The sequence below is a fragment of the Streptomyces hyderabadensis genome (genome assembly GCF_020404845.1).
Lineage (GTDB): Bacteria > Actinomycetota > Actinomycetes > Streptomycetales > Streptomycetaceae > Streptomyces > Streptomyces hyderabadensis.
Map to the genome: position 1 here is coordinate 304,085 of NZ_JAIOJZ010000001.1, position 24,604 is coordinate 328,688.

General features: G+C 72.0%; 18 protein-coding genes. 10 read left to right on the top strand and 8 right to left on the bottom strand.

Features of this window, described 5'->3' with window-relative positions:
* Window positions 1-118: 118 nt before the first annotated feature.
* Window positions 119-1,621: a DUF1996 domain-containing protein gene (locus tag K7854_RS01390; RefSeq protein ID WP_226024471.1), complete on the top strand. Its 1,503-nt coding sequence runs from the start codon at window positions 119-121 to the stop codon at window positions 1,619-1,621.
* 80 nt (window positions 1,622-1,701) lie between these two features.
* Here the strand turns inward: K7854_RS01390 and K7854_RS01395 are convergent, their stop codons facing one another.
* Window positions 1,702-2,130 carry a hypothetical protein gene (locus K7854_RS01395; protein WP_226024472.1) on the bottom strand — a complete coding sequence of 143 codons (429 nt, stop codon included), beginning with the start codon at window positions 2,128-2,130 and terminating at the stop codon, window positions 1,702-1,704.
* A gap of 134 nt (window positions 2,131-2,264) precedes the next feature.
* On the opposite strand from K7854_RS01395, the gene K7854_RS01400 reads away from it, so the two are divergent.
* The 4 genes from K7854_RS01400 to K7854_RS01415 all read left to right on the top strand — a co-directional run bounded on the left by K7854_RS01400 (window position 2,265) and on the right by K7854_RS01415 (window position 6,701).
* Window positions 2,265-2,774 carry a tetratricopeptide repeat protein gene (locus tag K7854_RS01400; RefSeq protein ID WP_226024473.1) on the top strand — a complete coding sequence of 170 codons (510 nt, stop codon included), beginning with the start codon at window positions 2,265-2,267 and terminating at the stop codon, window positions 2,772-2,774.
* A gap of 61 nt (window positions 2,775-2,835) precedes the next feature.
* The gene (locus K7854_RS01405) at window positions 2,836-4,767 is read left to right on the top strand and encodes a hypothetical protein (RefSeq protein WP_226024474.1); all 1,932 of its coding nucleotides are present in this window, start codon (window positions 2,836-2,838) and stop codon (window positions 4,765-4,767) included.
* 99 nt (window positions 4,768-4,866) lie between these two features.
* A complete protein-coding gene (locus K7854_RS01410) occupies window positions 4,867-5,955 on the top strand; it encodes a PDR/VanB family oxidoreductase (RefSeq protein ID WP_372480978.1) in 1,089 nt (362 codons plus the stop codon).
* Window positions 5,956-6,011: 56 nt separating this feature from the next.
* Entirely contained in the window at window positions 6,012-6,701 is a 690-nt protein-coding gene (locus K7854_RS01415; RefSeq protein ID WP_226024475.1) for a TetR/AcrR family transcriptional regulator, read from the top strand.
* Here K7854_RS01415 and K7854_RS01420 read toward each other — a convergent pair.
* The 6 genes from K7854_RS01420 to K7854_RS01445 all read right to left on the bottom strand — a co-directional run bounded on the left by K7854_RS01420 (window position 6,698) and on the right by K7854_RS01445 (window position 17,926).
* Window positions 6,698-7,054 carry a 5-carboxymethyl-2-hydroxymuconate Delta-isomerase gene (locus K7854_RS01420; protein ID WP_226024476.1) on the bottom strand — a complete coding sequence of 119 codons (357 nt, stop codon included), beginning with the start codon at window positions 7,052-7,054 and terminating at the stop codon, window positions 6,698-6,700. The genes K7854_RS01415 and K7854_RS01420 overlap by 4 nt on opposite strands.
* 55 nt (window positions 7,055-7,109) lie before the next feature.
* Complete coding sequence (gene pulA, locus K7854_RS01425) at window positions 7,110-12,524, bottom strand: pullulanase-type alpha-1,6-glucosidase (protein WP_226024477.1); 5,415 nt, start codon at window positions 12,522-12,524, stop codon at window positions 7,110-7,112.
* Between the two features lie 207 nt (window positions 12,525-12,731).
* Window positions 12,732-14,465 carry a glycoside hydrolase family 13 protein gene (locus K7854_RS01430; protein WP_226024478.1) on the bottom strand — a complete coding sequence of 578 codons (1,734 nt, stop codon included), beginning with the start codon at window positions 14,463-14,465 and terminating at the stop codon, window positions 12,732-12,734.
* Window positions 14,466-14,611: 146 nt separating this feature from the next.
* A complete protein-coding gene (locus K7854_RS01435; RefSeq protein ID WP_226024479.1) occupies window positions 14,612-15,523 on the bottom strand; it encodes a sugar ABC transporter permease in 912 nt (303 codons plus the stop codon).
* A 13-nt stretch (window positions 15,524-15,536) separates the two neighbouring features.
* Complete coding sequence (locus K7854_RS01440) at window positions 15,537-16,541, bottom strand: carbohydrate ABC transporter permease (protein ID WP_226024480.1); 1,005 nt, start codon at window positions 16,539-16,541, stop codon at window positions 15,537-15,539.
* A gap of 113 nt (window positions 16,542-16,654) precedes the next feature.
* The gene (locus tag K7854_RS01445; RefSeq protein ID WP_226024481.1) at window positions 16,655-17,926 is read right to left on the bottom strand and encodes an extracellular solute-binding protein; all 1,272 of its coding nucleotides are present in this window, start codon (window positions 17,924-17,926) and stop codon (window positions 16,655-16,657) included.
* A 390-nt stretch (window positions 17,927-18,316) separates the two neighbouring features.
* Here K7854_RS01445 and K7854_RS01450 point away from each other — a divergent pair, with 390 nt between their 5' ends.
* Complete coding sequence (locus tag K7854_RS01450; RefSeq protein ID WP_226024482.1) at window positions 18,317-19,351, top strand: LacI family DNA-binding transcriptional regulator; 1,035 nt, start codon at window positions 18,317-18,319, stop codon at window positions 19,349-19,351.
* A gap of 94 nt (window positions 19,352-19,445) precedes the next feature.
* Entirely contained in the window at window positions 19,446-20,309 is an 864-nt protein-coding gene (locus K7854_RS01455; protein WP_226024483.1) for a phosphatase PAP2 family protein, read from the top strand.
* Between the two features lie 95 nt (window positions 20,310-20,404).
* On the opposite strand, the gene K7854_RS01460 is transcribed toward K7854_RS01455, so the two are convergent.
* Complete coding sequence (locus K7854_RS01460; protein WP_226024484.1) at window positions 20,405-23,404, bottom strand: bifunctional [glutamine synthetase] adenylyltransferase/[glutamine synthetase]-adenylyl-L-tyrosine phosphorylase; 3,000 nt, start codon at window positions 23,402-23,404, stop codon at window positions 20,405-20,407.
* A gap of 187 nt (window positions 23,405-23,591) precedes the next feature.
* Between K7854_RS01460 and K7854_RS01465 the strand changes: the two genes are divergently transcribed.
* Genes K7854_RS01465 through K7854_RS01475 form a run of 3 tightly spaced genes read left to right on the top strand, consistent with a single transcriptional unit; the run spans window position 23,592 to window position 24,588 of the window.
* Window positions 23,592-23,855 (top strand): type II toxin-antitoxin system Phd/YefM family antitoxin, encoded by a 264-nt coding sequence (locus tag K7854_RS01465; RefSeq protein ID WP_052839935.1) that lies wholly within the window; start codon window positions 23,592-23,594, stop codon window positions 23,853-23,855.
* The gene (locus tag K7854_RS01470; protein ID WP_226024485.1) at window positions 23,852-24,106 is read left to right on the top strand and encodes a Txe/YoeB family addiction module toxin; all 255 of its coding nucleotides are present in this window, start codon (window positions 23,852-23,854) and stop codon (window positions 24,104-24,106) included. The genes K7854_RS01465 and K7854_RS01470 overlap by 4 nt, the downstream gene beginning before the upstream one ends.
* Before the next feature lie 35 nt (window positions 24,107-24,141).
* Window positions 24,142-24,588, top strand: coding sequence for a VOC family protein (locus tag K7854_RS01475; RefSeq protein WP_226024486.1), 447 nt, complete (start codon window positions 24,142-24,144; stop codon window positions 24,586-24,588).
* Window positions 24,589-24,604: the final 16 nt, after the last annotated feature.

Consider the following 24,604-nt stretch of genomic DNA (forward strand, 5'->3'; position numbering starts at 1 on the left):
CCTCGGACGGGTGAACACCTCAGGAGCGGCTTCCGTATGGAGGGGAGCCGCTTCACTCCTGTCGGGCGCCCTCGATGCCCCGCAAGCGATGCCCCCGCAAGGAAGTTTGAGGAGTTCCATGGGACGCAACACGAGAAAACGCCGTACGCCGCTGGCCACCAAGATCGTAGCCGGGGCGGCGGCCCTGGCGGTCGGCGGGGGCGGGCTGGTCTGGGCCAACTTCTACGCTTCGGCGCACGAGGAGCACGGGGGCCACAACCGCACCAGGTCGGCCGGCGCGCAGGTCGCGACGATCGACTGCCCCGACGTCGGCCAGAAGATCCGGGACGTGCCGGACCGGGCGCGCGGGGAGGTGGACGGCGAACTGGCCACGATGGACAGCCAGATCACCAACGCCTACCAGCGCCTCGCCACCACGCGGCGGGCACAGGCGGGTGACTCGCAGTTCGTCCAGAACTCCATCCTGGGGCCGCTCAAGGACCGGCGGAAGGCGATCATCGACCGGATCCAGCTGGAGATCAACCGGGCCGGCGGCAGGGCCGACGACAACCTGGACGAGCTGGCCGCATGCCAGGGACGCCCCGCCGACCAGCAGCAGAACGGCGACGGCCAGAACGGCGGCGGTCAGGACGACGGCCAGGACCAGGACGGCCAGAACGGCGACGGCCAGGGCCAGGACGACAACGGCAACGGTGTCGCCGGTCCGGTCGCCGACGACTTCATCGACATCAACGACGTCCAGCCGAACTCCCGCAACAGCCGCAACGGCCTGGCCGCCGACGGCGACGGCGGCTCCACCGGCACCTTCACCACGGACTGCGGCGTCAACGAGAACAACCTGTTCAACAGCGACAACCTGATCGCCGCCCCGGGCGTCGACAACGGCGCGCACCACACCCACGACTACGTCGGCAACCAGGACAACGACGCCTTCTCCAGCGACGAGGACCTGGCGAACGCGGACACCTCGTGCCAGAACCAGGGCGACAGGTCCACGTACTACTGGCCGGTGCTGCGCCTCCAGGACGGTACGCAGGAGTTCGACGCGAACGACCAGGGCGGCGGCGCCGAGGGGAACATCGGCAAGATCCTCAAGCCGGCCCAGGCCGAGCTGAAGTTCGTCGGCAGCCGGCAGGGCGACGTGGTCGCGATGCCGAAGTTCCTGCGCATCATCACCGGTGACGCCAAGTCGTTCACCAACGGCGACGCGAACGCCAACACCTCGTGGAGCTGCTCGGGCTTCGAGGACCGGCAGGTGACGGACAAGTACCCGCTGTGCCCCGAGGGCAGCCAGGTGCTGCGGACGACCAACTTCCAGAGCTGCTGGGACGGCCAGAACATCGACAGCGCCAACCACCGGGACCACATGGCGTTCGTCCAGGAGGACGGCAGCTGCCCGGAGGGCTTCCAGGCCGTTCCCCAGCTCCAGGTCCGCCTCGCGTACGACATCCCCACCCCGACCGTCGAGAACGGCCAGGTGCAGAACCCGTACGCGGTGGACAGCTTCCCGGAGCAGCTGCACAAGCCGATCACCGATCACAACGACTTCATCAACGTCATGGACGAGGACCTGATGAACGAGGTGGTCGACTGCATCAACCGCGGCGAGGACTGCCAGTAGGAGGCGAGGTCCGGACCGTACGGAAGTGGGCCGGTGGCGGGGATCCGCCGCCGGCCCACTCCGTGCTTCCGCACGCCCGTTCAGCCACCGTGCCCGGAGTGCCCGCCGCCCCCGTGCCGGACGCCCTGCTCCAGGGTGCCGCCGAGCCGGCCGCGCAGGTCCGCCACCACGTCCTCGTGGCCGACGGCGACCCATTTGCGGCCGACGAGGTAGTAGCCGCCGTAGTCCTTGGCGGTGTTGATCCACTCGCGCTGGCCGCGGTCGGTGGAGAAGGTGGCGAGGACGTACTTCTCGTCGCCCTTCCCGCACAGGGCCTGGCGGATGGTGTCGGCGTCGGTCTGCATGTCCGGGGTGCACTCGGCCTCGGCGGCCAGGTGTTCCAGGCTGCCGGTCGCCGTGGCGGGCACGGCGTCCCGGCCGTCCCCGCCGTCCCCGTCGGCGCCGCAGCCCGTCAGCGCCAGGGCCGCCGCAAGGGCGGCCGGCGCGAGCATCGGTCGGGTCAGCCTCATGTGTTCCTCCGGTCCGCTGGGGCGACATGCCGCACGGAGCCCCGGCGCGGGGCCCCGTCATCGATACGGGCGCGGGGTGCGAAGTACTCAGGAGCGCGGGTGCCGTTGTGCGGGCACCGTGCGAGAGTGGGCCCGTGGACCAGGACTGGGAAGAGCGCGTGACGGCCGCCTGGGCGGCATTCGAGGACTACGCCGAGGAGGATGCCGCCGACTTCCGGGCGGTGATCGACGCCCTCGCCGACGAGTTGCCCGCGGACAGCCCGCTGGGCCTGTTCGAGCGGGCCTGCGCCTGGGACTCGACGGGCCACTCCGACCGGGCCGTGCCGCTGTACCGCGAGGCGCTGGAGCGCGGGCTCGGCGAGGTGAGCGCCTACAAGGGGCGCCGGGCGAAGATCCAGCTCGCCAGCTCGCTGCGGAACACCGGGCACCCGGAGGAGGGCGTGAAGCTGCTCTCGCCGGAACTGGTGGCGCCGTCCGACGAGTTGGACGACGCCGTGCGGGCCACGCTCGCGCTCTGCCTGTCCAGCATGGGCCGTGACCGCGAGGGCCTGTCCCTGGTGGTCGGCGCGCTCGCGCCCCATCTGCCGCGCTACCAGCGGTCGATGGCCGCCTACGTGCGTGCCCTGGTGGAGCCCGAGGAGTAGCGGGGCCCGGCCCGGGGCGGCGCCACGGTGACCATCGCCGCGTTCGCTCGTTCTGCTGAACGTGCAGCCACAGGATGTCGCCCCGCGCCCCGCACCGTCCTCCGCCTCCTCGGCCGATCCGGTCGTCGACGTCGAGCAGGCCGAGGCCGCGCTCGTCGAGCACTATCCGCGCCTGGCCCGGCTGGCCTACCTGGTGCTGCCGCCGGGCCTGGGCCGGGGCCGCCGCGTCCTGACCGCGCACGCCCTCGCGCAGCGCGCCCTGCCCCGGAACCGCACGACCACCCCGGTGATCCCGGCCCAGTCCACCGGCCGCGAGGTCGACCCCGGGTATGCGCTGGTCCGGCTGCGGGTGGTGCGGATGGCGCTGGAGGCGGGGCTTCCGCTGCGCCGGCGGGCGTGGCCCCGGCGGTCCCAGCTGCCGCCGCTGCTGCCCCACGTGCGGGGCCTCAAGCTCTTCCCGCGCTCGGGCGGCGCCGACGAACTCGCCCTGGACCAGCGGCTGTCCGCGCTCTCCGGTCCCGGCCGGGCGGCGTACGTGCTGCGCGGTCTGGAGCGGCTGCCCGACGACGGGGTGCGGCAGGTGCTCGCCGCCGCCCAGGTCGCCGACGTGGACGCCGCGCTGCGGGAGGCCGACGGGGTGCCGGGGCAGTACGGGCTGCTCGGCTCCCCCGAGTTCGACCCCTGCTCGCTGCAGGCCCGGCCGACCGATCTGCTGCGCCGACGGCAGCACACCAAGGCCGCGCTGGTCGCCGGGGCGGCGCTGGTGGTGTGCGGGGCGCTGCTCGGGCTGCCCGGGGACGGCTGGGGGCCGGACGGTGCCGCCGCCCCGCCGTACGCGCAGAACCCGGCGGCCGAGGCCGCGCTCGACCCGGGCAAGCTGGCGAAGGCCGCGCCCGCCGCCTGGAAGACGTCCGCGCGCACGGACTTCTCGGTCTGGCCGGCCCGCGGTGACCTCACCGGCGACCAGGAGCTGCTGCGCCGCGCCCTGGCGGTCTGGGCCCGGCCCGGCGAGAGCGTGGGGGTGTCCGCGACGCCGGGGACCCAGACCGGCGGTCCGGCCGGTCCGCCCCAGCTGCTGTACGCCGGGGACGTCGACAACGCGCGCGTGGTGATCCTGCACGACGGTCTGCGGCTGGTCCGGTACGCCGAGCCGAAGGACGGTTCCGCCGGTGCCGCCCTGGACTTCGCGCGGACCGACGGGGCCGGCCGGGCGGCGGCGACCGCCGTGGTGCTGGGCCGCGCCGACGGCAACGTCCGGTACCTGACGGCGCCCTGGGTGACGAAGGCGGCGGGGCGCGATCTGGTCGAGCCGGACTCCGGGGCCAAGGAGCTGACGCTCACCGACGGCGTGACCTCCCCGCTGGCCAGCCCGGTGCAGCAGCAGTCCGGGGCGTGTACGTCGTGGAACGCGCTGGAGCTGACCGACGGTTCCGACACCCGGGTGGTGACCGACCTGGGCGAGCTGGTGCCGGCCCGGCTCACCACCGGGCGCCCCGGTTCCGCGAAGGACGCCTCGGGCACGAAGGCGCTGGACGCCTGGGCGCCGTACGCCTGCTCGCTGGGGGCGGTGCGCGGGCAGGGGGTGCGGTCGGTGAACGCCTGGGTGTTCGCGACGCAGCCGCTGCCCGACGGCACGGGGTCGGGCGCCTGGGTGTGCACCCGGGCGGAGACCTGGCGCGGTGCGGGGGCCCGGGTGCTGGCGCAGTTCCGGACGCCGGGCGGGGTGCAGGGCGCGGTGGCGGCGAAGGCGCAGGACGTGCCGGCCTGCGGCGAGCGGGATCCCCAGGTGCTGGCCGGGGTGCTGTGGAAGTCGCAGGGCGGGCACTGGTACCTGCTCGCGGCGGGCGGCCCGGACACCGAGTCGATCGAGGCGACGGGCGGCATCAGCGACTCCGCCGACGGCAACCTGCTGACGGCGAAGGCCGAGCAGGGCGCGCGGGCCGAGCTGAAGGGGACGCTGGACAGCGGGCGGACGATCGGCGGACTGCGCTAGCCGGCGCCGGTCCGGTCGATACCGGCCTAGTTGACACTGGCGTCAACAAGTATCGGCGGGAGGGTTCCGCCGGAGCGTACCCGTCAGTACATTGACGCCATGTCTAACAAGCCTGTCCTCCTCATGACACGGCTGCGGAAGCCGACGCCCCTGCTCCTCGCGGCCGGTGCCGCGCTCGTCGTCCGCCGGGTGGTGCGGCGCCGGGCCCAGGGCTCGCCGCCGCGGCCGCTGCCCGCGCCGGACTCTCCGGGCTCCGGGCGGCCCCGCTCCCGCGGGCTGACCCTGCTGGTGACCGCGCACGAGCGGCTCGCCGACGGGGTGGTGCTGCTCCGCCTGGAGGGGACCGGCCTGCCCCGCTGGGAGCCGGGCGCCCACCTGGACCTGGTGCTGCCGTCGGGGCTCGTACGGCAGTACTCGCTGTGCGGCGACCCGGAGGACACCTCGTCGTACACGGTGGCCGTGCGGCTGGTCGAGGACGGGCGGGGCGGTTCGCGCGAGCTGCACGAGCAGGTGCAGGAGGGCACGGAGCTGGAGGTGCGCGGACCGCGCAACCGCTTCCCGCTGGTCGAGGCGCCCGCCTACGCGTTCGTCGCCGGGGGCATCGGCATCACGCCGATACTGCCCATGCTGCGGGCGCTGCCGGAGGGCACCGACTGGCGGCTGCTGTACGGCGGGCGGACGCGGGCGTCGATGCCGTTCCTGGAGGAGATCGAGAAGCTGGATCCGGAGAGCCGGAGGGTCAGCGTCGTCGCCGAGGACGAGGACGGACGGCCCGAGGCCGGCGCCTTCCTGGCCGGCCTGCCCGAGGGCGCGGCCGTGTACTGCTGCGGTCCGGAGGGCCTGATGACGGCCGTGGCCGAACGCCTCCCGGAGGGCGCCGCCCTGCATCTGGAGCGGTTCGCGCCGCGTACGACGGCCGACGGCGACGGGGAGTTCGAGGTGGAGCTGCGCCGCAGCGGGCGCACGCTGACCGTGCCGGGCGACTCCTCGGTGCTGGCCGCCGTGCGCGCCGAGCTGCCGAACACCCCGTACTCCTGCGAGCAGGGCTGGTGCGGCACCTGCCAGCAGAAGGTGCTGGAGGGGGAGATCGATCACCGGGACGAGCTGCTGACCGACTCGGAGCGCGGCGACTCGATGCTCATCTGTGTGTCCCGGTGCCTCGGTACCCGGCTCGTGCTCGACATGTGAACACCGGCGTCCGGTCCGGCCCGTTCGGGGCCGGATTCGATCGGTAAGGTGTTCGTATGACTACCGGGGTACGCCGCAGAATGGGCGTCGAGGAGCGGCGGCAGCAGTTGATCGGCGTCGCGCTCGATCTGTTCAGCCGCCGCTCGCCCGACGAGGTCTCCATCGACGAGATAGCGTCGGCCGCGGGCATCTCGCGCCCGCTGGTCTACCACTACTTCCCCGGCAAACTCAGCTTGTACGAGGCCGCGTTGCAGCGTGCCTCGGACGATCTGGCGGCCCGGTTCGTGGAGCCGCGCGAGGGCCCGCTGGGCGCGCGGCTGCTGCGCGTGATGGGCCGCTACTTCGACTTCGTCGACGAGCACGGCCCGGGCTTCTCGGCCCTGATGCGCGGCGGCCCGGCCGTGGGCTCGTCCACGACCAACGCGCTCGTGGACTCCGTGCGGCAGGCCGCGTATGTCCAGATCCTTTCGCACCTGGACGTCACCGAGCCGCCCGCGCGGCTGGAGCTGGTCGTGCGCTCCTGGATCTCGCTCGCCGAGTCGACGGCGCTGCTCTGGCTGGACGGCCGCCGCATCCCGCGCGCCGAGCTGGAGGCGCAGCTCGTGCACGACTTCGCCGCGCTGCTGGCGGTGAGCGCCGCCTACGACGAGGAGACGGGCGCCCTCCTGCGCCGCGTGATCGCGGACGAACCGGCCGACGGCCCCTTCGCGGACCTGGTCGGCCGGCTCACCGGATTCATGGACTAGCTCTCGTACTTCCGGTACGACGGGTCGAGGTCGCGGACCTCGGCGGAGGCGTGCAGGGCGAGGCCGTCGCCCGGCTTGGCGTACTGCCGCAGCAGTTCCAGGACGGCCTCGGTCAGCCGCGCCTTGGTCTCGTCGGTGCGGCCCGCGAGCAGCCCGAGCGTGACGTGCACGACGGCGTGCCCCTCGGGGTCGGGACCGACGACGGTGTCCTCGGTGCGGCGGAACTGCGTCTTGCACGCCGGCGGCTTCGCGGCCGCGATCTCGACCACGGCCTCGTGCAGGGCCCGCGCGAAGGCGGGCCGGTCGAAGTCGTCGGCGAGCCGGTCGGAGTAGTCGACGGTGATCTGCGGCATGAGCCCTCCCGTTGCGTGAACAGCAGGGCTCACCCTAACCACAGGTCCGCCGGCCTCAGCGGGTCCGCTCGAAGACCGCGACGGTGCGGCCCGGCACGGTGAACGTGCCGGTCTTCGCCGTGTACGCCGACCCCTTCACCACCGCGTCCGCGCCCGCGGCCTGCACCGGGTGCAGCCGGTAGCCGGTCCCGGCCGCCGCCGCCACGCGCTGCTCCTGCCGCTCGGGCGTGGCGTTGAAGACGACCACGAGGTCACCGAGGCGCATGGTGATCACGCCGGGCGTCTCGTCCTTGCCGGAGAGCGGGAAGGAGAGCCGGGACTGCACCTGCCCGGCGGTGGTGAGGGAGAAGTCCCGCTCGCTCGTCCGGATCCTCAGCAGGTCCCGGTACGCCGCCGAGGTGGCGGTGATCTGCGGGCAGCCGGCCTTCACCGCGCCCAGCAGGGGCTTGGCGTAGGGCCACTTGTCCTGGTTGTCGGCGGCCGGCGGCAGGCCCCGGCCGAAGCCGTTGCCGTCGGCGCAGTTCCAGTGCAGGGCGTTGAACCAGTCGCCGCTGTCGTAGGAGTTGCGGTCCAGGGACTTGGAGCGCAGCAGGTCGGTGCCCGCCTGGGAGAGCGCCGGGCCCTGCGAGAGGGCGGCGGTCGCCATGGCGAGGACCTGCATGCGGGCCCGGTCGTCGGCGGAGGTGTCCTTGGGCAGCTTGAAGGCGAGCGCGTCGAACAGGGACTCGTTGTCGTGCGCGTCGGCGTAGGCGAGGGCGTCGCCGGGTGCCGCCGCGTATCCGGCGGGGGCGCCGTTGTAGTCGACCTCGGAGCCCTTGACCTCCTTGCCGTCGGTGTCGGTGAAGGCGTAGTCGGCGAGGTTGCCGGTCAGCCCGACCTTGATCAGGTCCTGGTAGTGCAGCAGGCGCGCCTTCTGCTCGGCCTCGGTGCCGTTGGCCTTCGAGGAGTTGGGGTCGGTGTAGAGGCCGGAGGCGAAGCCCTGGACGCCGGGGTCCTCGTCGAAGGGGCCGCCGCCGCGCACGGCGTCGCGGGCCCGGTCGGAGAAGGTGGCGACGCCGGTGCCGGCCATGTTCTTCTGAGTGGCCTGGACGAAGCGGGCGTCGTCGGCGACCTCGCCGAAGTTCCAGCCCTCGCCGTACAGGATGATCTTCTTGCCGTCGACGCCGTCCTTCTCGGGCGTCAGCTCGTCCAGCGCCTTGCGGACCGCGAGGATGTTGGCCTTGGGATGGTGGCCCATGAGGTCGAAGCGGAAGCCGTCGACCTTGTACTCCTTGGCCCAGGTGACGACCGAGTCGACGACGAGCTTGCCCATCATGGCGTTCTCGGTGGCGGTGTTGGCGCAGCAGGTGCTGTTGGCGACCGAGCCGTCGGCCAGCAGCCGCTGGTAGTAGCCGGGCACGATCCGGTCCAGGACGCTCGTCTCGGCCTGGCCGCTCGCGGCCGTGTGGTTGTAGACGACGTCCATGACCACGCGCAGGCCGTCCTCGTTGAGGGCCTTGACCATCTTCCGGAACTCGACCGTGCGCGCGGTGCCGTCCGGGTCGGTGGCGTAGGACCCCTCGGGGACCGTGTAGTGGTACGGGTCGTAGCCCCAGTTGAAGGCGTCCTTGGCGGCGGCCTTGGTCACGCACTCCTGCTGCTTCTCGGAGTCCGCCGGGAGGGCGGCGAGGTCGCAGTCGGGCGTGGTCTGCTCGGACTTCCGCTCGGGGATGGTGGCGATGTCGAAGGCGGGCAGCAGGTGCACGTAGGAGGTACCGGCCTCGGCCAGCTCGCGCAGATGCTTCGAGCCGTCGCTCTTCTTGTCGGTGAAGGCCAGGTAGGTGCCCCGGTGGCCTGCGTCCGCCGTCGGGTCGGCGACGGAGAAGTCGCGGATGTGCAGCTCCTGGATCTGGGCGTCCCTGAGCGGCACCGCCTTCGGCTTGTCGTAGTCGTTCCAGACGCGCGGGGCGAGAGAGCGGTCGTCCAGGTCGACGACGAGGCTGCGCTCGGAGTCGGTGGTCAGGGCGAGCGAGTACGGGTCGGTGACCTCGTTGGTGACGACCTTGCCCGCGGTGGGCGCCCAGACCGTGACGGCATACCGGTAGGGCTCGCCCTTCCAGGACTTCGGGCCGGTGACGGACCAGACGCCGGTGGCGTCGTCGCGCCGCATCCGCACCGTGCGGTCGCCGATCTCCAGCTTCACGTCCTGCGCGGTCGGCGCCCACACGGAGAGGGTGGGGCGGCCGTGCCGGAAGACCGGGCCGAGGTCGGCCTTCGTCGCGGCGGCGGCCCAGAGGTCGTCCAGGACACCGGCGGTCTGCACGCCGGTCGCCGCGAGCACGGCACCGGTGGCGGTGCGCTGGGTGGCGACGACCTGGCCGCGCAGGGCCTCGCGGACCCGGTCGCGGTCGCGCGGGTCGACCGACCAGGCGGTGTACTCCTTCAGGTGCGGGAACTTCGCCTTCTGGGCGTCGGTGAGAGCGCTCTTGGTGAGGCGGAGCCACTGCTGGTCGTCGCCGGTGAGCCGGCCGCCCTCGGCGGTGATCGAACCGGTGCGGGAGGCGAGCAGCTGGGTGGAGGCGGCGCCCTCGGAGCCGTTCCAGGCGACGGTGTCCCGGTCGATCCAGACCGCCTTGGAGGTGGTGAGGTCCACGGCCGCCGCCGAGCCCGCGGGCTGCGGCAGCAGGTGGTCCTCCTGACCGCTCAGCAGCCACACCTCGTGACCGTCGGCCTTGAGGTCCAGGGCCTGGTCGGTGGGCAGGTCCTTCTCGTCGCCCTTGTGGACGATGTAGCTCAGGCTGCTCGCGCCCTCGGTGAGGAGCACCTCGAAGACCGCGCCGTAGGGGTCGGTCCTGACCGGCTGGAGCGGCTTGGCCCAGTCGGTGGGGTTCGCGGCGTCGCCCCAGACGTGCAGGCCCCAGCCGTCGTAGTCGCCGTCGGCCCGGTGGTAGTGCAGTACGGCCTTGGTGGTGTCCTGGGCCGGGTACTCGGGCCGCTCCGTGGCGACCTGCTCCTTGCCCTGCTCGATCCACACCTCGCCGGTCTCGGTGACGTCGATGCTGCGGTCGGCGGCGACGTCCTTGTTGCCGTCCTTGTCGATGACGAGGAAGCCCACGTCGGAGGCGCCGGGCTTGAGCTTGACGTAGGCGAAGGCGCCGTAGGCGTCCCGGCCGCTGAAGGGGTGGCTCTTCGGCCACTCGGTGGCCTCGCCCTCGGCGAGGTCGCCCCAGGCGTACAGGCCCCAGTCGTCGTAGTTCCCGTCCGCGCGCTCGTAGTGGACGACCGCGTAGTCCCGGAAGGCGGCGGTGGGCACCTCCTCGGCGGGCGGGGTGCCGGTGGTGGAGGCGGCCGTGGCGCTCGCGGTGCGGCCCGCCGAGTCGACGACGACCGCCTTGTAGCGCAGGGCGGTGCCGGCCGGGGTGTCGGCGCCGATGGTGTGGGTGACCTTGTAGGGGGCGTGGTCGGCGGTGCCGAGGGTGCGCCACCTGCCGTCGCCGGTCTGGGCGGCGAAGACGACGCGGCTGAGCTGTCCGCCCGCGACGTCGGCGGTCAGCTCGACGGTTCCGGTGGCGCCGGGGTCCGGGGCGCGGAGGGTGATCGTCGGCTTGGCGGCGGGCGGGGCGAGCGGGCCCGCGGCCTTGAGGACGACGGCCGACCGGGCGGGGACGGTGACGGTGACCTTCTTGTCGGCTCCCGACTTCACGGTGGCGTCGGTGCCGTAGAGGCCGCGGAAGGTCATGCCGGCCGAGCCGGTGGCGAAGGTGGCGGTCTTCGCGGCGTCGGCGTTGTTGAAGGCGACGACGTACTCGGTGCCGGTCTTCGCGTCGGTGCGGGAGACGGCGTAGATCCCGGGGCCGTCGGCGGCGTACCGCTCGGTCTGGACGCCGTCGGCGAGGGCGGGGTTGGCCTTGCGGAGCTTGGCGAGAGCACTGATCTGCCGGTAGAGCGGGGCGCTCGTGTCGTAGGCCGCGTCGGCGTGGGTGCGGTCGGTGCCTAGCTGGTCGTCGTCGAGGTAGTCGGCGGTGCGGGAGGCGAACATCGGCTGGCGGGCGTCCTTGTCGCCGCCCGCGCCGGTGAAGCCCTGCTCGTCGCCGTAGTAGATCACCGGGTTGCCGCGGCTGAGGAACATCAGCTCGTTGGCGAGCCTGTCCTTCTGCAGCAGTTCGGCGTCGGTGGCCTCCGGGTCGTCCTGCTTCAGGAAGGTCCCGATGCGGCCCATGTCGTGGTTGCCGAGGAAGGTGACCTGCTCGTACGCGTTGGCCTTGTCGGTCGTGTACTTGTAGTCGTCGCCGAAGACTGAGGCGAGTCTCTGCGCGCTGCCGCCCTGGGAGGCGTAGGCGCGGGCCGCGTCCTGGAAGGGGAAGTCCAGGGTGGAGTCCAGGCGGCCCTCGGTGACGTAGGGCGCGGTGACGGAGGTGTCGGCGGAGTAGACCTCGCCGAACATGAAGAAGTCGTCGCGGCCCTTCTTGGCGGCGTAGGCGTCCAGGGCGGTCGCCCACTGGGTCCAGAACTCCATGTCGACGTGCTTCACGGTGTCGATCCGGAAGCCGTCGATGGCGAAGTCCTTGACCCACCGCTGGTAGATCTTCTCCATGCCGCTGACGACCTCGGGACGCTCGGTCCACAGGTCGTCGAGGCCGTTGAAGTCGCCGTAGGTGGCCGACTCGCCGGCCCAGGTGGAGTCGCCCCGGTTGTGGTACATGGCCGGGTCGTTGAGCCAGGACGGCACCTTGAGGTCCTGCTTCGCGGCCGGTACGACCGGGGTGCGCGGGAAGGAGTCGCCGTCCACCCGCGGGAACCGGCGCTCGCCGTCCGCGTAGTCGGCGTCGTCGAAGGGCTGTCCGTCCTTGGTCAGGTAGGGGAAGGCGCCCTTGGAGAGGTAGTCGTAGGACTTCTCCTGGTAGTCGACGACGTCGGCGGTGTGGTTGGTGATGACGTCGAAGAAGACCTTCATGCCCTTGGCGTGGGCCTTGGAGATGAGGTTCTTCAGGTCCTGGTTGGTGCCGAAGTGCGGATCGACCCGGGTGAAGTCGGTGATCCAGTAGCCGTGGTACCCGGCGGAGGCGTCCTTGCCGGTGCCCTGCACGGGCTGGTTCTTGAAGATGGGCGCCATCCAGATGGCGGTGGTGCCCAGGCCCTTGATGTAGTCGAGCTTCTCGGTCAGGCCCTTGAGGTCGCCGCCCTGGTAGAAGCCCTTGTCGGTGGGGTCGTAGCCGGTGGTGAGCCGGGTGCCGGTCAGGCCGCCCCTGTCGTTGCGGGCGTCGCCGTTGGCGAAACGGTCCGGCAGGACGAAGTAGAACTGCTCACGCGTCAGGTCGTGGCGTGCGGCGGTCCTCGCCAGCTGCGCGTCGGACGGGGGCGCGGGCGGGGTGTCGGCCCGTGCGGCGAGCGGGGGGAGCAGGGCGGCGGCGAGCGCGGTCACGGTGACGGCCGCGACCCGTCTCACTCGTGCGGTGCGGCGCGTGGCAGGCGCCGGCCATCTCGGTATCACAGGCGTGAGCTCCTTGCGAATACGGCTCGTTCGGGTCCGACCCCGGCGAGACCGTAGCGCTGCCGCAAGTCTTGCGGCAAGACTTGCGAAAGTAACGGAAAGGATTTTCACAGGACTTGCCCGGGTCACCCGGCGGGCCCGCGGACGCGCGAGGGCCCGCCACTCCCCTGGGGAAGCGGCGGGCCCTTCAGCGGTCCCAAGGGAGCGTCAGGCGCGGGTCCACCACACCGTGGTGTCCGCCGGCACCTTCGCCTCGCCGGCCGCCTCGGTGATCTCGCCGCTGGCCAGCAGGACGCGCCCGTACGCGGGCGTCGCCACCGACTCGCCGGTGGTGTTGGCGACGCACACGAAGTCGCCGCGCCGGAAGGCGACGACGCCCTCGGGGGCGCGCAGCCACTCGACCGCGTCGCCCGCGCCGAGGTCGGCGGTGGAGCGGCGGACGGCCAGGGCCGCGCGGTACAGCTCCAGGGTGGAGCCGGGCGTGCCGGTCTGCGCCTCGACGCTCAGCTCGCCCCAGCCCGCCGGCTGCGGCAGCCAGCTGCCGCCGTCGCCGAAGCCGTACGAGGAGCCCTCGCGGGTCCACGGGATCGGCACCCGGCAGCCGTCGCGGAAGCCGTCCTGGCCCGCGCCCCGGAAGTAGGCCGGGTCCTGGCGCACCTCGTCGGGCAGGTCGACGACGTCCGGGAGGCCCAGCTCCTCGCCCTGGTAGACGTAGGCCGAGCCGGGCAGGGCCAGCATGAGGAGGGTCGCGGCGCGGGCCCGGCGCAGGCCCAGGGCGCGGTCGCCGGCCAGGCGGATCTGGGTGCCGAGGCCCGCCGGGTTGGCGAAGCGGGTGGCGTGCCGGGTGACGTCGTGGTTGGACAGGACCCAGGTGGCGGGGGCGCCGACCGGGCGCATGGCGTCCAGGGTGCGGTCAATGACCGTGCGCAGTTCCTCGGCGTCCCAGTGGGTGCCCAGGTACTGGAAGTTGAACGCCTGGTGCAGCTCGTCGGGGCGGACGTAGTTGGCGGTGCGCTCGACGGTCGGGGTCCACGCCTCGGCGACGAAGATGCGCCCACCCGTCACCCGCCCCCGCCCTTCTGCGGAAGGCCCTTCGGGCCCCATTGCATCGCTGTACTCGTCGAGGATGCGGCGCCACTGCCGGTAGATCTCGTGCACGCCGTCCTGGTCGAAGAACGGCATGACATCGTTGCCCAGCAGCTTCAACTGCTCGTGGGATCCAAGGTCGGGCAGGCCCTCGGCCTTCACCATGCCGTGCGCGACGTCGATGCGGAAGCCGTCCACGCCCATGTCCAGCCAGAACCGCAGGATGGAGCGGAACTCGTCGCCGACGGCCGGGTGCTCCCAGTTGAAGTCGGGCTGCTCGGGGGCGAACAGGTGCAGGTACCACTCCCCCGGCGTGCCGTCGGGCTCGGTGACCCGGGTCCAGGCGGGGCCGCCGAAGATGGACTCCCAGTCGTTGGGCGGCAGTTCGCCGTTCTTCCCCTTGCCGGGGCGGAAGTGGTAGCGGTCCCGCAGCGGCGAGCCGGGGCCCTCCGCCAGGGCGCGCTTGAACCAGTCGTACTGGTCGGAGGAGTGGTTGGGCACCAGGTCGACGATGATGCGCAGGCCCAGCGCGTGGGCGTCGCGGATCAGGGCGTCGGCGTCCAGGAGGGTGCCGAACATCGGATCGACGGCACGGTAGTCGGCGACGTCGTAGCCGGCGTCGGCCTGCGGGGAGGCGTAGAAGGGGCTGAGCCACACGGCGTCCACGCCCAGGTCGCGCAGGTACGGCAGGCGGGTGCGGACACCCTCCAGGTCGCCCATGCCGTCGCCGTTGCTGTCGGCGAAACTGCGCGGGTACACCTGGTAGATGACCGCGTCCCGCCACCAGTCGGGGCGCCCTGCGACGGTGGCGACGGCGGAGGTGGGGGCCGGTGCGGCGGAGTGCTGCTGGCTCATGTCGTCCTTGGTACGTAGCGGAACGGAGTGGAGGCATGGGTGGGCGCGGGCGGGGGAAGGGCGGCCGGCCGCGGTGCAGCGGGGTCGGATGGGCACCGCGGCCGGACGTTTCCGGGTCGGGCTCTCGGCCCTCGGTGATCGGGCGATCAGCCCTTCGTGCCGCCCGCGGTGAGGCCGGTCACCAGGTTCTTCTGCACGAGGTAGAAGAACGCCGAGACGGGTATCGCGACCAGCACGGCGGTGGCCGCCATCAGGTTGCGCTGCGCGTCGTGCTCGCTGACGAAGCTCTGCAGTCCGACGGCGAAGGTGTACTTGGTGTCGCTCAGCATGAACGTCGAGGCGAAGGCGACCTCGCCGAAGGCCGTGATGAAGCTGTAGAACCCGGCGACCGCGAGGCCCGGCCGGGCCAGCGGCAGGATCAGCCGGAAGAAGGTGCCGAACGGGGTCAGCCCGTCCACCCGCCCGGCCTCGTCGATCTCGAACGGGATGGTGTCGAAGTAGCCCTTGAGCAGCCAGGCGCAGTACGGCACCGCCGTGGAGCAGTAGACGAGGATCAGTCCGAAGTAGCTGTCGATGAGCTGCAGCTCCGACAGGAGCTGGTACATCGGCACGATCAGGACCGCGATGGGGAACATCTGGGTGACCAGCAGGACCCACATGAGCTTCCGGTAGCCGGGGAAGCGCATCCGGGAGACCGCGTAGCCGGTGGTCGCGGCGACCAGCACGCCGATGACGGTGGTGCCCAGCGAGACGATCAGCGAACTCTTCAGCCAGTCGAAGAAGTTGGTGTCCTGGAGCACGAACGCGTAGTTGTCGAAGGTCATCTTCGACCAGATGCGTCCGGGGTGCAGGTAGTCGTTCTTGTCCGGGCCGAGGGACAGGTAGACCAGCCAGGCGACCGGGAAGAGCGCGACGAGGCTCGCGACGGTCAGCACGCCGTGGGAGGCCAGCGACGCGGCGCGGCTGCGTTCGCCGCGGCGGCGCACCTTGCCCGGCGGCGCGGTGGGCGCGGTGATCTGCTCGGCGGGGGCCTGGGTGGGTGCGGTGCTTGTACTCATGGCGGCTCCTGCCTCAGTTCGCGAGCTGCTGCTCATTGCGGTTCAGCCAGCGGCGGTAGAAGGAGGTGAAGACGATCAGGATGGCCAGCAGCAGGATGCCGTAGGCCGCGGACTGCGCGAAGTCGCGCGGCTGCTGCCCGAAGCCGAGCTGGTACGCCCAGGTGACGAGGATCTGCGCGTCGGGGGCGGTGTTCCCGAACAGCAGGAAGATCACGGCGAACTGGTTGAAGGTCCAGATGATGCCGAGCAGCACGACGGTGGAGCTGACCGAGCGCAGACCGGGGAGCGTGACGTAGCGGAAGCGCTGCCAGGCGTTGGCACCGTCCATCTCGGAGGCCTCGTAGAGGCTGTTGTCGATGGACTGCAGGCCGCCGAGGAGCGAGACCATCATGAACGGCACACCGCACCAGGTGTTGACCATGATCGCGGAGAACCGCTGCCAGAAGGTGTCCTCCAGCCAGGCCGGCGTCGGCAGGTGCAGCCAGTCCAGGGCGGAGTTGACGATGCCCTGGTCGGCGAGCATGAAGCGCCAGCCGAAGACGGTGACGAAGGTGGGCACGGCCCAGGGCAGGACCAGGACCAGCCGGTAGAAGGTGCGGCCGCGCAGCTTCTGGTTGAGCAGCAGGGCGAGCCCGAGGCCGATGAAGAAGTGCAGGCCGACGCAGACCGCCGTCCACACGATGGTCCAGATGAAGTGCGACCAGAAGCGGTCGTAGGCCGTCGGGCCCCAGAGGATGTCGGCGTAGTTGTCCAGGCCGACGAACTTGTAGGTGGCCTCGATCTCGTTGACGCCGATGGTGCGCGCGCTGTTGAGGCTGTTGGCGTCGGTGAGGGTGAGGTAGAGGCCGTAGCCCAGCGGGTACAGCACGAGGACGCCGATCACGACGGCCACCGGCGCGATCATGGCGTAGGCGTACCAGTGCTTCTGGTAGCCGTCTTTCAGACGCCGGCCGAGGCCGGGCCGCGGGGTGCGGTCACCGCGGCGCTTGCCGGTCGCGCGGTCGATGGTGACTGTCATGGTTCGACACCTTCGGGAGCGATCATCGGGAGGATCGGAAGATCAGGGGTGCGGCGCACGGCCGGTGACCGCCGGGCCCCTCCCCCAGTGCGGGGGCCCGGCGGTCGCTGGGGCTACTTGCTGAAGTCCGGCACCAGCTTGGCGATCGCGGTCTCGACGTCGCCGAGGCCCTCGTCCAGGGACTTCTTGCCGCCGGCGATCTGCGGCAGCTCGTCGTCCAGCGGCGTCCACAGGGAGCTGTACTCGGGCAGCGCCGGGCGCGGCTGGGCGGCGGGCAGGACCGTCTGGAAGCCGGCGATGCCCGGGTCGGCCTTGACCTTGGCGGTGTAGGCGTCGTCGCGGGTGGGCAGCGTGGAGTTCTTCAGGGCGACGGTCTCCTGGGACTTCGCCGAGGTCATGAACTTCACGAACTTCAGCGCCGCCTCCTGGTGGGCCTTGTCCGAGCCGGCGTAGACCGAGAGGTTGTGGCCGCCGGTCGGGGCGCCCGCCTTGCCGGTGGAGCCGGCCGGGACGGTGGCGATGCCGAGGTTGTTCTTGTCCTTGAAGGCGGAGCCCTTGTAGAAGTTGGTGATCTCCCACGGGCCCTGGATGATCGAGGCGACCTTGCCGCTGACGAACGCCTCCTGGATGTGGGCGTAGGCGTCCGCGGTGGTGTCGGCCTTGTGCAGGCCCTTGCCGTCGAAGAGGCTCAGCCAGGTGCCGTAGCCCTTCTTCGCCTCGGCGGAGTTGACGGTGACCTTCTTGGCCTCGGCGTCGACCGTGTCGGTGCCCTCGCCGTACAGGAACGGCTGCGCGTAGTAGCCGGCCGTGGAGGCCCAGTAGCCGTCGGCGCCGGTCTTGTCCTTGATGGTGGCGGCGGCCTTCTTCAGGTCGTCCCAGGTCTTGGGAACCTCGACGCCGGCCTTCTCGAAGAGCGCCTTGTTGTAGACGAAGGCGAGGGTGTCGGTGACCAGCGGCACGCCGTAGGTCTTGCCCTCGTACTTGGCCTGCTCGATCAGGTTGGGCTGGAACTTGTCCTGCTCGGCGAGGGCCTCGGTGCCGTCCAGCGGCAGGAAGAAGCCCTTCTTGGCGAAGGCGGGCGTCCAGCCGACCTCGGAGCGCAGCACGTCGGGGGCGCCCTTGGAGCCTGCGGCGGTGTCGAACTTGTTCTGCGCCTGGTCGAAGGGGACGTTGACGAAGTTGACCTTGACGCCCTTGTTGGCGGCCTCGAACTCCTTGACCAGGGCCTTGTAGGTCGGCGCCTCGTTGGTCGCGTTGGAGGTGTCCCAGTAAGTGATGGTGACCGGTCCGCCGGACTCGCTGTCGCCGCCGTCGTCTCCGCCGCACGCCGTCGCCGCCAGGGCGAGGGACGCCACCAGCGCGGTGGCCGCTATGCCACGCCGCATGAGTTCTCCTTGAGGGTGAAAGCCCGTGTGGTGCAGGGTGCGGGCCCGTCCGCCGCTCCTGCCGTCACCGACCGCGCCATCGCCGCCGTCGGGCGACGTGAACGTAACAGCGTTGTAAGCGCGGCGAAAGGTCTTGCAGCAAAAAAGTGCAAGAGATCTCCGAAGTTATCCGGGCGTGACCTCTCGGCGACCGTCATGAGACGCTTGTTTACGGGGGTCGAGCGGTATCGGGCCGGTTGTGCAAGACTCTGCAAGCTCTTGCCGCCACTTTTTCGAGGGAGCGCGATGACGCAGCAGCCCGCGCCGGGCCGTCCGGCAGGCCGCCCAACCGGCCGCCCACGGCGCCCGATCGGTGTGCAAGGAGGCGGCCGACAGGTACAGTCCACCCCTGTGACCACACGGCTTGCCGACATCGCTGCCCAGGCGGGGGTGAGCGAAGCGACCGTCAGCCGCGTCCTGAACGGGAAGCCGGGCGTCGCCGCCACCACCCGCCAGTCCGTGCTCGCCGCCCTCGACGTGCTGGGCTACGAGCGCCCGGTGCGGCTGCGGCAGCGCAGCGAGGGCCTGGTCGGCCTGATCACCCCGGAGCTGGAGAACCCGATATTCCCCGCGCTGGCCCAGGTCATCGGGCAGGCGCTGACCCGCCAGGGCTACACGCCGGTCCTCGCCACCCAGACGCCGGGCGGCTCCACGGAGGACGAGCTGACCGAGATGCTGGTCGACCGCGGGGTGGCCGGCATCATCTACGTCTCGGGGCTGCACGCCGACACCACCGCCGACATGCAGCGCTACGAGCGGCTGCGGGCCCAGGGCGTGCCGTTCGTGCTCGTCGACGGCTTCTCCTCGCAGGTCCAGGCGCCGTTCATCTCCCCCGACGACCGGGCCGCGATGAGCCTGGCGGTCACCCACCTCGTCTCGCTCGGCCACACCCGGATCGGACTGGCCCTCGGGCCGAAGCGGTTCGTGCCGGTGCAGCGCAAGATCGAGGGGTTCGTGCGCAGCATGCAGGAGCAGCTGGGCCTGAGCGCCGAGACGGTGGAGAAGGAGCTGGTCCAGCACTCGCTGTACACCCTGGAGGGCGGCCAGGCGGCGGCCGCCGCGCTCATCGGGCGGGACTGCACGGCGGTGGTCTGCGCCAGCGACATGATGGCGCTGGGCGCGATACGGGCGGCCCGGCAGCAGGGCCTGGACGTGCCCAGGGACGTCTCGGTCGTCGGGTTCGACGACTCGCCGCTGATCGCCTTCACCGACCCGCCGCTGACCACGGTCCGCAAGCCGGTGCCCGCGATGGGGCAGGCGGCGGTGCGCACGCTCCTGGAGGAGATCGGCGGGACGCCCGCGCCGCACAGCGAGTTCGTGTTCATGCCGGAGCTGGTGGTGCGCGGCTCGACGGCGTCGGCGCCGGGCGAGCGCGGCCGTCCCTGACCCGGTGGGGGGCGGCGGCTCCGGGTCGGATGCGGGTCGGATCCACCTGGGGGATGATCGGTGGAAGAGGGCTTTTCTGGCAGACTTCATGCCTATGGGTGACGCGACCGTGAGGACTCGGGAACGCCTGGAGGACGGCGTTCCGCACCCCGTCACGGAGACGACGGGGAAGGGGCTCGTGCGCCGGCTCCGCACCCCGCGCCGCCCCCGCCTCTGGTTCGAGATCCTGCTGATCGCGCTCAGCTACTGGACGTACTCCCTCGTCCGCAACGCGGTGCCGGAACAGCGCACGGCCGCGCTGCGCAACGCCGACTGGATCTGGCGGGTCGAGCAGCAACTGGGCATCGCCGTCGAGGAGTCCGTCAACCACGCCGTGAACTCGGTGACTTGGCTGGTCGTCGGCATGAACTACTACTACGCCACGCTGCACTTCGTGGTGACCCTGGGTGTCCTGGTGTGGCTCTTCCGCAGCCATCCCGGCCGCTACGCTGCGACCCGGCTGGTGCTCTTCGCGACCACGGGCGTCGCCCTGGCCGGCTACTACCTGTACCCGCTCGCCCCGCCCCGGCTGATGAACGGCGGGCACTTCATCGACACGGTGATGGTCCACCAGACGTGGGGGTCGATGGCCTCCGGGGACCTCAAGAACATGTCCAACCAGTACGCCGCGATGCCGTCGATGCACATCGGGTGGTCGGTGTGGTGCGGGCTGACGATCTTCGCGCTGGCGTCGGTGCCGTGGGTGCGGGTGCTGGGGCTGGTGTATCCGGCGCTCACGCTGGTGGTGATCGTGGCGACGGCGAACCACTTCTGGCTGGACGCGGTGGGGGGCGTGCTGTGCCTGGCGTTCGGGTACGGGGTCGCTGCCGCTTGGTACGGGAGGCTGCCGTACGCGTTGCCTCGCCTGGTGCCGGTCGCTGCGCGGCGGCGGAGGGTGTGGTTGCCGGGGCGCGCGTAGCTGCGGGTACGTGCGAGGGGGCGCGAACCGGCGCTGGCCGGGTGCCGCTGCGCCCACCCGTGCCGCCCCAGCGGCACGACTGCCCGCAGCTGCGGCTACGCGTAGAACAGGTCTTCCACCACCGTCCTCGCCCGGCGGGCCGTGCGGCGGTACTCGTCGAGCATGTCGCCCGCGTGACCCGAGCCGTGGCCCAGGTAGCGGCCGACGGCCGCCAGCTCGCGCGGGTCGGTCGGGAAGGTGTCGCCCGCCCTCCCCCGCACCAGCATCACCGCGTTGCGCACCCGCGTCGCCAGCACCCACGCCTCGTCGAGCGTGGCGGTGTCCTCCGGTGAGACCAGCCCGGCGTCACGGGCGGCGGCCAGCGCCGCGCGCGTCCCGGTGGTCCGCAGCCCGGCGATCTCGTGCCCGTGCCGCAGCTGGAACAGCTGCACGGTCCACTCCACGTCGGACAGGCCGCCGGGACCCAGTTTGGCGTGCAGCTTGGGGTCGGCCCCGCGCGGCAGCCGCTCGGACTCCATCCGGGCCTTGAGCCGCCGGATCTCCCGTACGGCGTCCTCCGTCAGCCCGCCCGCCGGGTAGCGCAGGGGGTCGATCAGCTCGATGAAGCGCCGGCCCAGCTCCTCGTCCCCGGCGACGAACTCGGCCCGCAGCAGGGCGTGCGACTCCCACCCGAGCGACCAGCGCCGGTAGTAGGCCGCGTACGACTTCAGGGTCCGCACCAGCGGCCCGGACCTGCCCTCGGGCCGCAGGTCGGCGTCGATCAGCAGCGGCGGGTCGGCGCTGGGCACCTGGAGCAGGCGGCGCATCTCGGCGACGACCTTGTTGGCGGCGTCGCCCGCCTCCCGTTCGTCCACCCCGTCCCGGGGCTCGTGCACGAAGAGCACGTCCGCGTCCGAGCCGTAGCCCAGCTCGTGTCCGCCGAAGCGGCCCATGCCGATGATCGCGAACCGGGTGGGCAGGACGTCGCCCCACTTGTCCCGCACGACCGCCCGCAGCGTCCCCGCCAGCGTCGCCGCCGTCAGGTCGGACACGGCGCCGCCGACCAGGTCCACCAGGGCGCCCTGGTCGGCCTCGACGGGCTGGGCCTCGGTGCCGTAGGAGCCGACGATGTCCGCGGCGGCCGTGCGAAACAGCTCCCGGCGCCGTACGCCGCGCACCGCGGTGACGGCCTGCACGGCGTCGTCGGCGCGCCGGACCGCGGCGAGGGTCTCCTGCTCCAGCTGGGCCCGGCCGCGCGGCCGCAGTCCCCCGGCGACGCCGTCGCCGAGCAGCGCCACGGCCTCCGGGGCCCGCATCAGCAGGTCGGGGGCGAGCCGCCCGGCGGAGAGCACCCGGGCGAGGTTCTCGGCGGCGGCGCCCTCGTCGCGCAGCAGCCTGAGGTACCAGGGGGTGGTGCCGAGCGCGTCGGAGACCTTGCGGAAGTTGAGCAGTCCGGTGTCCGGGTCGGCGGAGTCGGCGAACCAGCCGAGCAGCACGGGCAGCAGGGTGCGCTGGATGGCCGCCTTGCGGGTGACGCCGGACGCGAGCGCCTCCAGGTGCCGCAGCGCGGCGGCGGGGTCGGCGTAGCCGAGGGCGACCAGGCGCTCGCGGGCGGCCTCGGGGCTGAGCCGGGCCTCGCCGGGGGCGAGCTGGGCGACGGCGTCGAGCAGCGGCCGGTAGAACAGCTTCTCGTGCAGCCGGCGTACGACGGAGGCGTGCCGCCGCCAGGCGCGCATGAGGCCGGCGACGGGGTCGGTGCGCAGGCCCAGCGAGCGGCCGAGGCGGCGCAGGTCGGCCTCGTCCTCGGGCACCAGGTGGGTGCGGCGCAGCCGGTGCAGCTGGATGCGGTGCTCCATGGAGCGCAGGAAGCGGTACGCCTCGTCGAGCTGGGCGGCGTCGGTGCGGCCGACGTAGCCGCCCGCGGCGAGGGCCGCCAGCGCGTCCAGCGTCGTGCCGCTGTGCAGCGAGGTGTCCGCCCGCCCGTGCACCAGCTGGAGGAGCTGCACGGCGAACTCGACGTCCCTGAGGCCGCCGGGACCGAGCTTGAGCTGCCGGTCGACCTCGGCGACGGGGATGTTCTCCACTACCCGGCGGCGCATCTTCTGCACGTCGGGGACGAAGTTCTCCCGGTCGGCGGCCTGCCAGACCAGGGGCTGCAGGGCGGCGACGTACTCGGCGCCGAGGCCGGGGTCGCCGGCCACCGGGCGGGCCTTGAGCAGCGCCTGGAACTCCCAGGTCTTGGCCCAGCGCTGGTAGTAGGCGAGGTGGCTGCTGAGGGTGCGCACCAGCGGGCCGTTGCGGCCCTCGGGGCGGAGGTTGGCGTCGACGGGCCAGATGGAGCCCTCGACGGTGGTCTCGGAGCAGATCCGCATCATGTGCGAGGCGAGCGAGGTCGCGGCCCGCAGTGCCTTGGTCTCGTCGGCGTCCGTGCCTTCGGCGGGCTCGCCCACGAAGATGACGTCGACGTCGGAGACGTAGTTCAGCTCGTGTCCGCCGCACTTGCCCATCGCGATCACCGCCAGCCGGCACCGCGCCGCGTCCTCGGGCGCGGCGGCCTCGGCGAGGGCCAGGGCGGCGCGCAGGGTGGCGGTGGCGAGGTCGGCCAGCTCGGCGGCGGTCTCGGCGACGTCGATGGTGCCGCACACGTCGCGGGCGGCGATGGACAGCAGGCAGCGCCGGTAGGCGATCCGCAGGGACACCGGGTCGGTGGCCTCGGCGAGCCCCTGTTCGAACTCCTCGACCCCGCGGTGCAGGTCCCGCGGCTCGTACGTCACCAGGGCCTGCCAGTCCCCCGCGTGCCGGGCGAGGTGGTCGGCGAGCGCCTCGGAGGCGCCGAGCACCCCGAGGAGGCGGTCCCGCAGCGGCTTGGCCGCTATCAGGGTGTCCAGCAGCTCCCGGCGGGCGGTGGGGTCGGGCTGCGCCTCCAGGAGCCGGACCAGGCCGTGCAGGGCGAGGTCCGGGTCGGCGGTGGCGCCCAGCGCCTCCAGGAGCACCGGGTCGGCGCGCAGCTCGGCCAGCTCGGCGCCCTCCAGCAGCCGTTCGGCGGCCGAGGGATCGGTGAAGCCGTGCCGCAGCAGCCGCGTGAAGGTACTGCTCCTGCGCCCCGGCGCCGTCATCCCGGCCTCCTGTCGGACTGCGGGCACCCGGGCCCGGTCGGATCAAGGTCGTACGGGCTGAGCGTAGCCGGGGAACGGCGCGCGGGCGCCGGGGCGTACCCCTCTCGCTCGCCCGGTCCCGCTCTTCCGGTGGCCCGCCACGGACTCGTACGATATCTTGTACAAGCCGAGGAAGGGAGGCACTGGTATGTCCATCACCGCCAGCGAAGCCCGTCAGAATCTGTTCCCGCTGATAGAGCAGGTCAACGAGGACCACGCCCCGGTGCACATCACCTCCCGCAAGGGGAATGCCGTGCTCATGTCCGAGGAGGACTTCACGGCGTGGACGGAGACGGTCCACCTCCTGCGCTCGCCCAGGAACGCCCGCCGGCTGCTCGACTCCATCGCCGAGGCCGAGGCGGGCGACGCCCGGCAGCGCGAGCTGATCGACCCGGACGCGGAGCGGGCGTGAGGATCACTTTCACGTCCCACGGCTGGGAGGACTACGTCCACTGGGCCGAGAACGACCGGAAGGTGACCCAGCGGATCAACAAACTGATCACCGACATCACCCGTGACCCGTTCAAGGGCATCGGCAAGCCCGAGCCCCTCAAGGGCGACCTCTCCGGCTACTGGTCACGGCGCATCGACGACACGCACCGTCTCGTGTACAAGCCCACCGACGACCTGCTGGTCATCGTTCAGGCGCGCTACCACTACTGACCCCCGCGACCGACGACAGCCGAAGGAGTCACGCCATGGACTTCACGCTCGAAGTCATCCCGCTGCCCGTGAGCGACATCGACCGCGCCCGGGACTTCTACCGCGACAAGGTCGGCTTCCACGTCGACATCGACCAGGAGGTCATGCCCGGCATGCGGATCGTCCAGCTGACGCCCCCGGGCTCGGGCTGCTCGGTCGCCCTCGGCGACGCCATCTGGGACATGGCCCAGGGGCAGACCCGGCCGGAACCGGGTTCGTACCAGGGCCTGCAGCTGTGCGTCGCCGACATCAAGGCGGCCCACGCGGAGCTGACCGCGCGGGGCCTGGACGTCTCGGAGCCGGTGCAGTACGCCCCGGACGACGGCGCCACCTTCATGTACTTCAAGGACCCGGACGGCAACGGCTGGGCGATCCAGGAGTACCGGCGCCGGGCGGCGGAGCCGCTGCACAAGGTGCTGGCGGACCTCAAGCGCGGGGGCTGACCGGTACGGGGGTCGC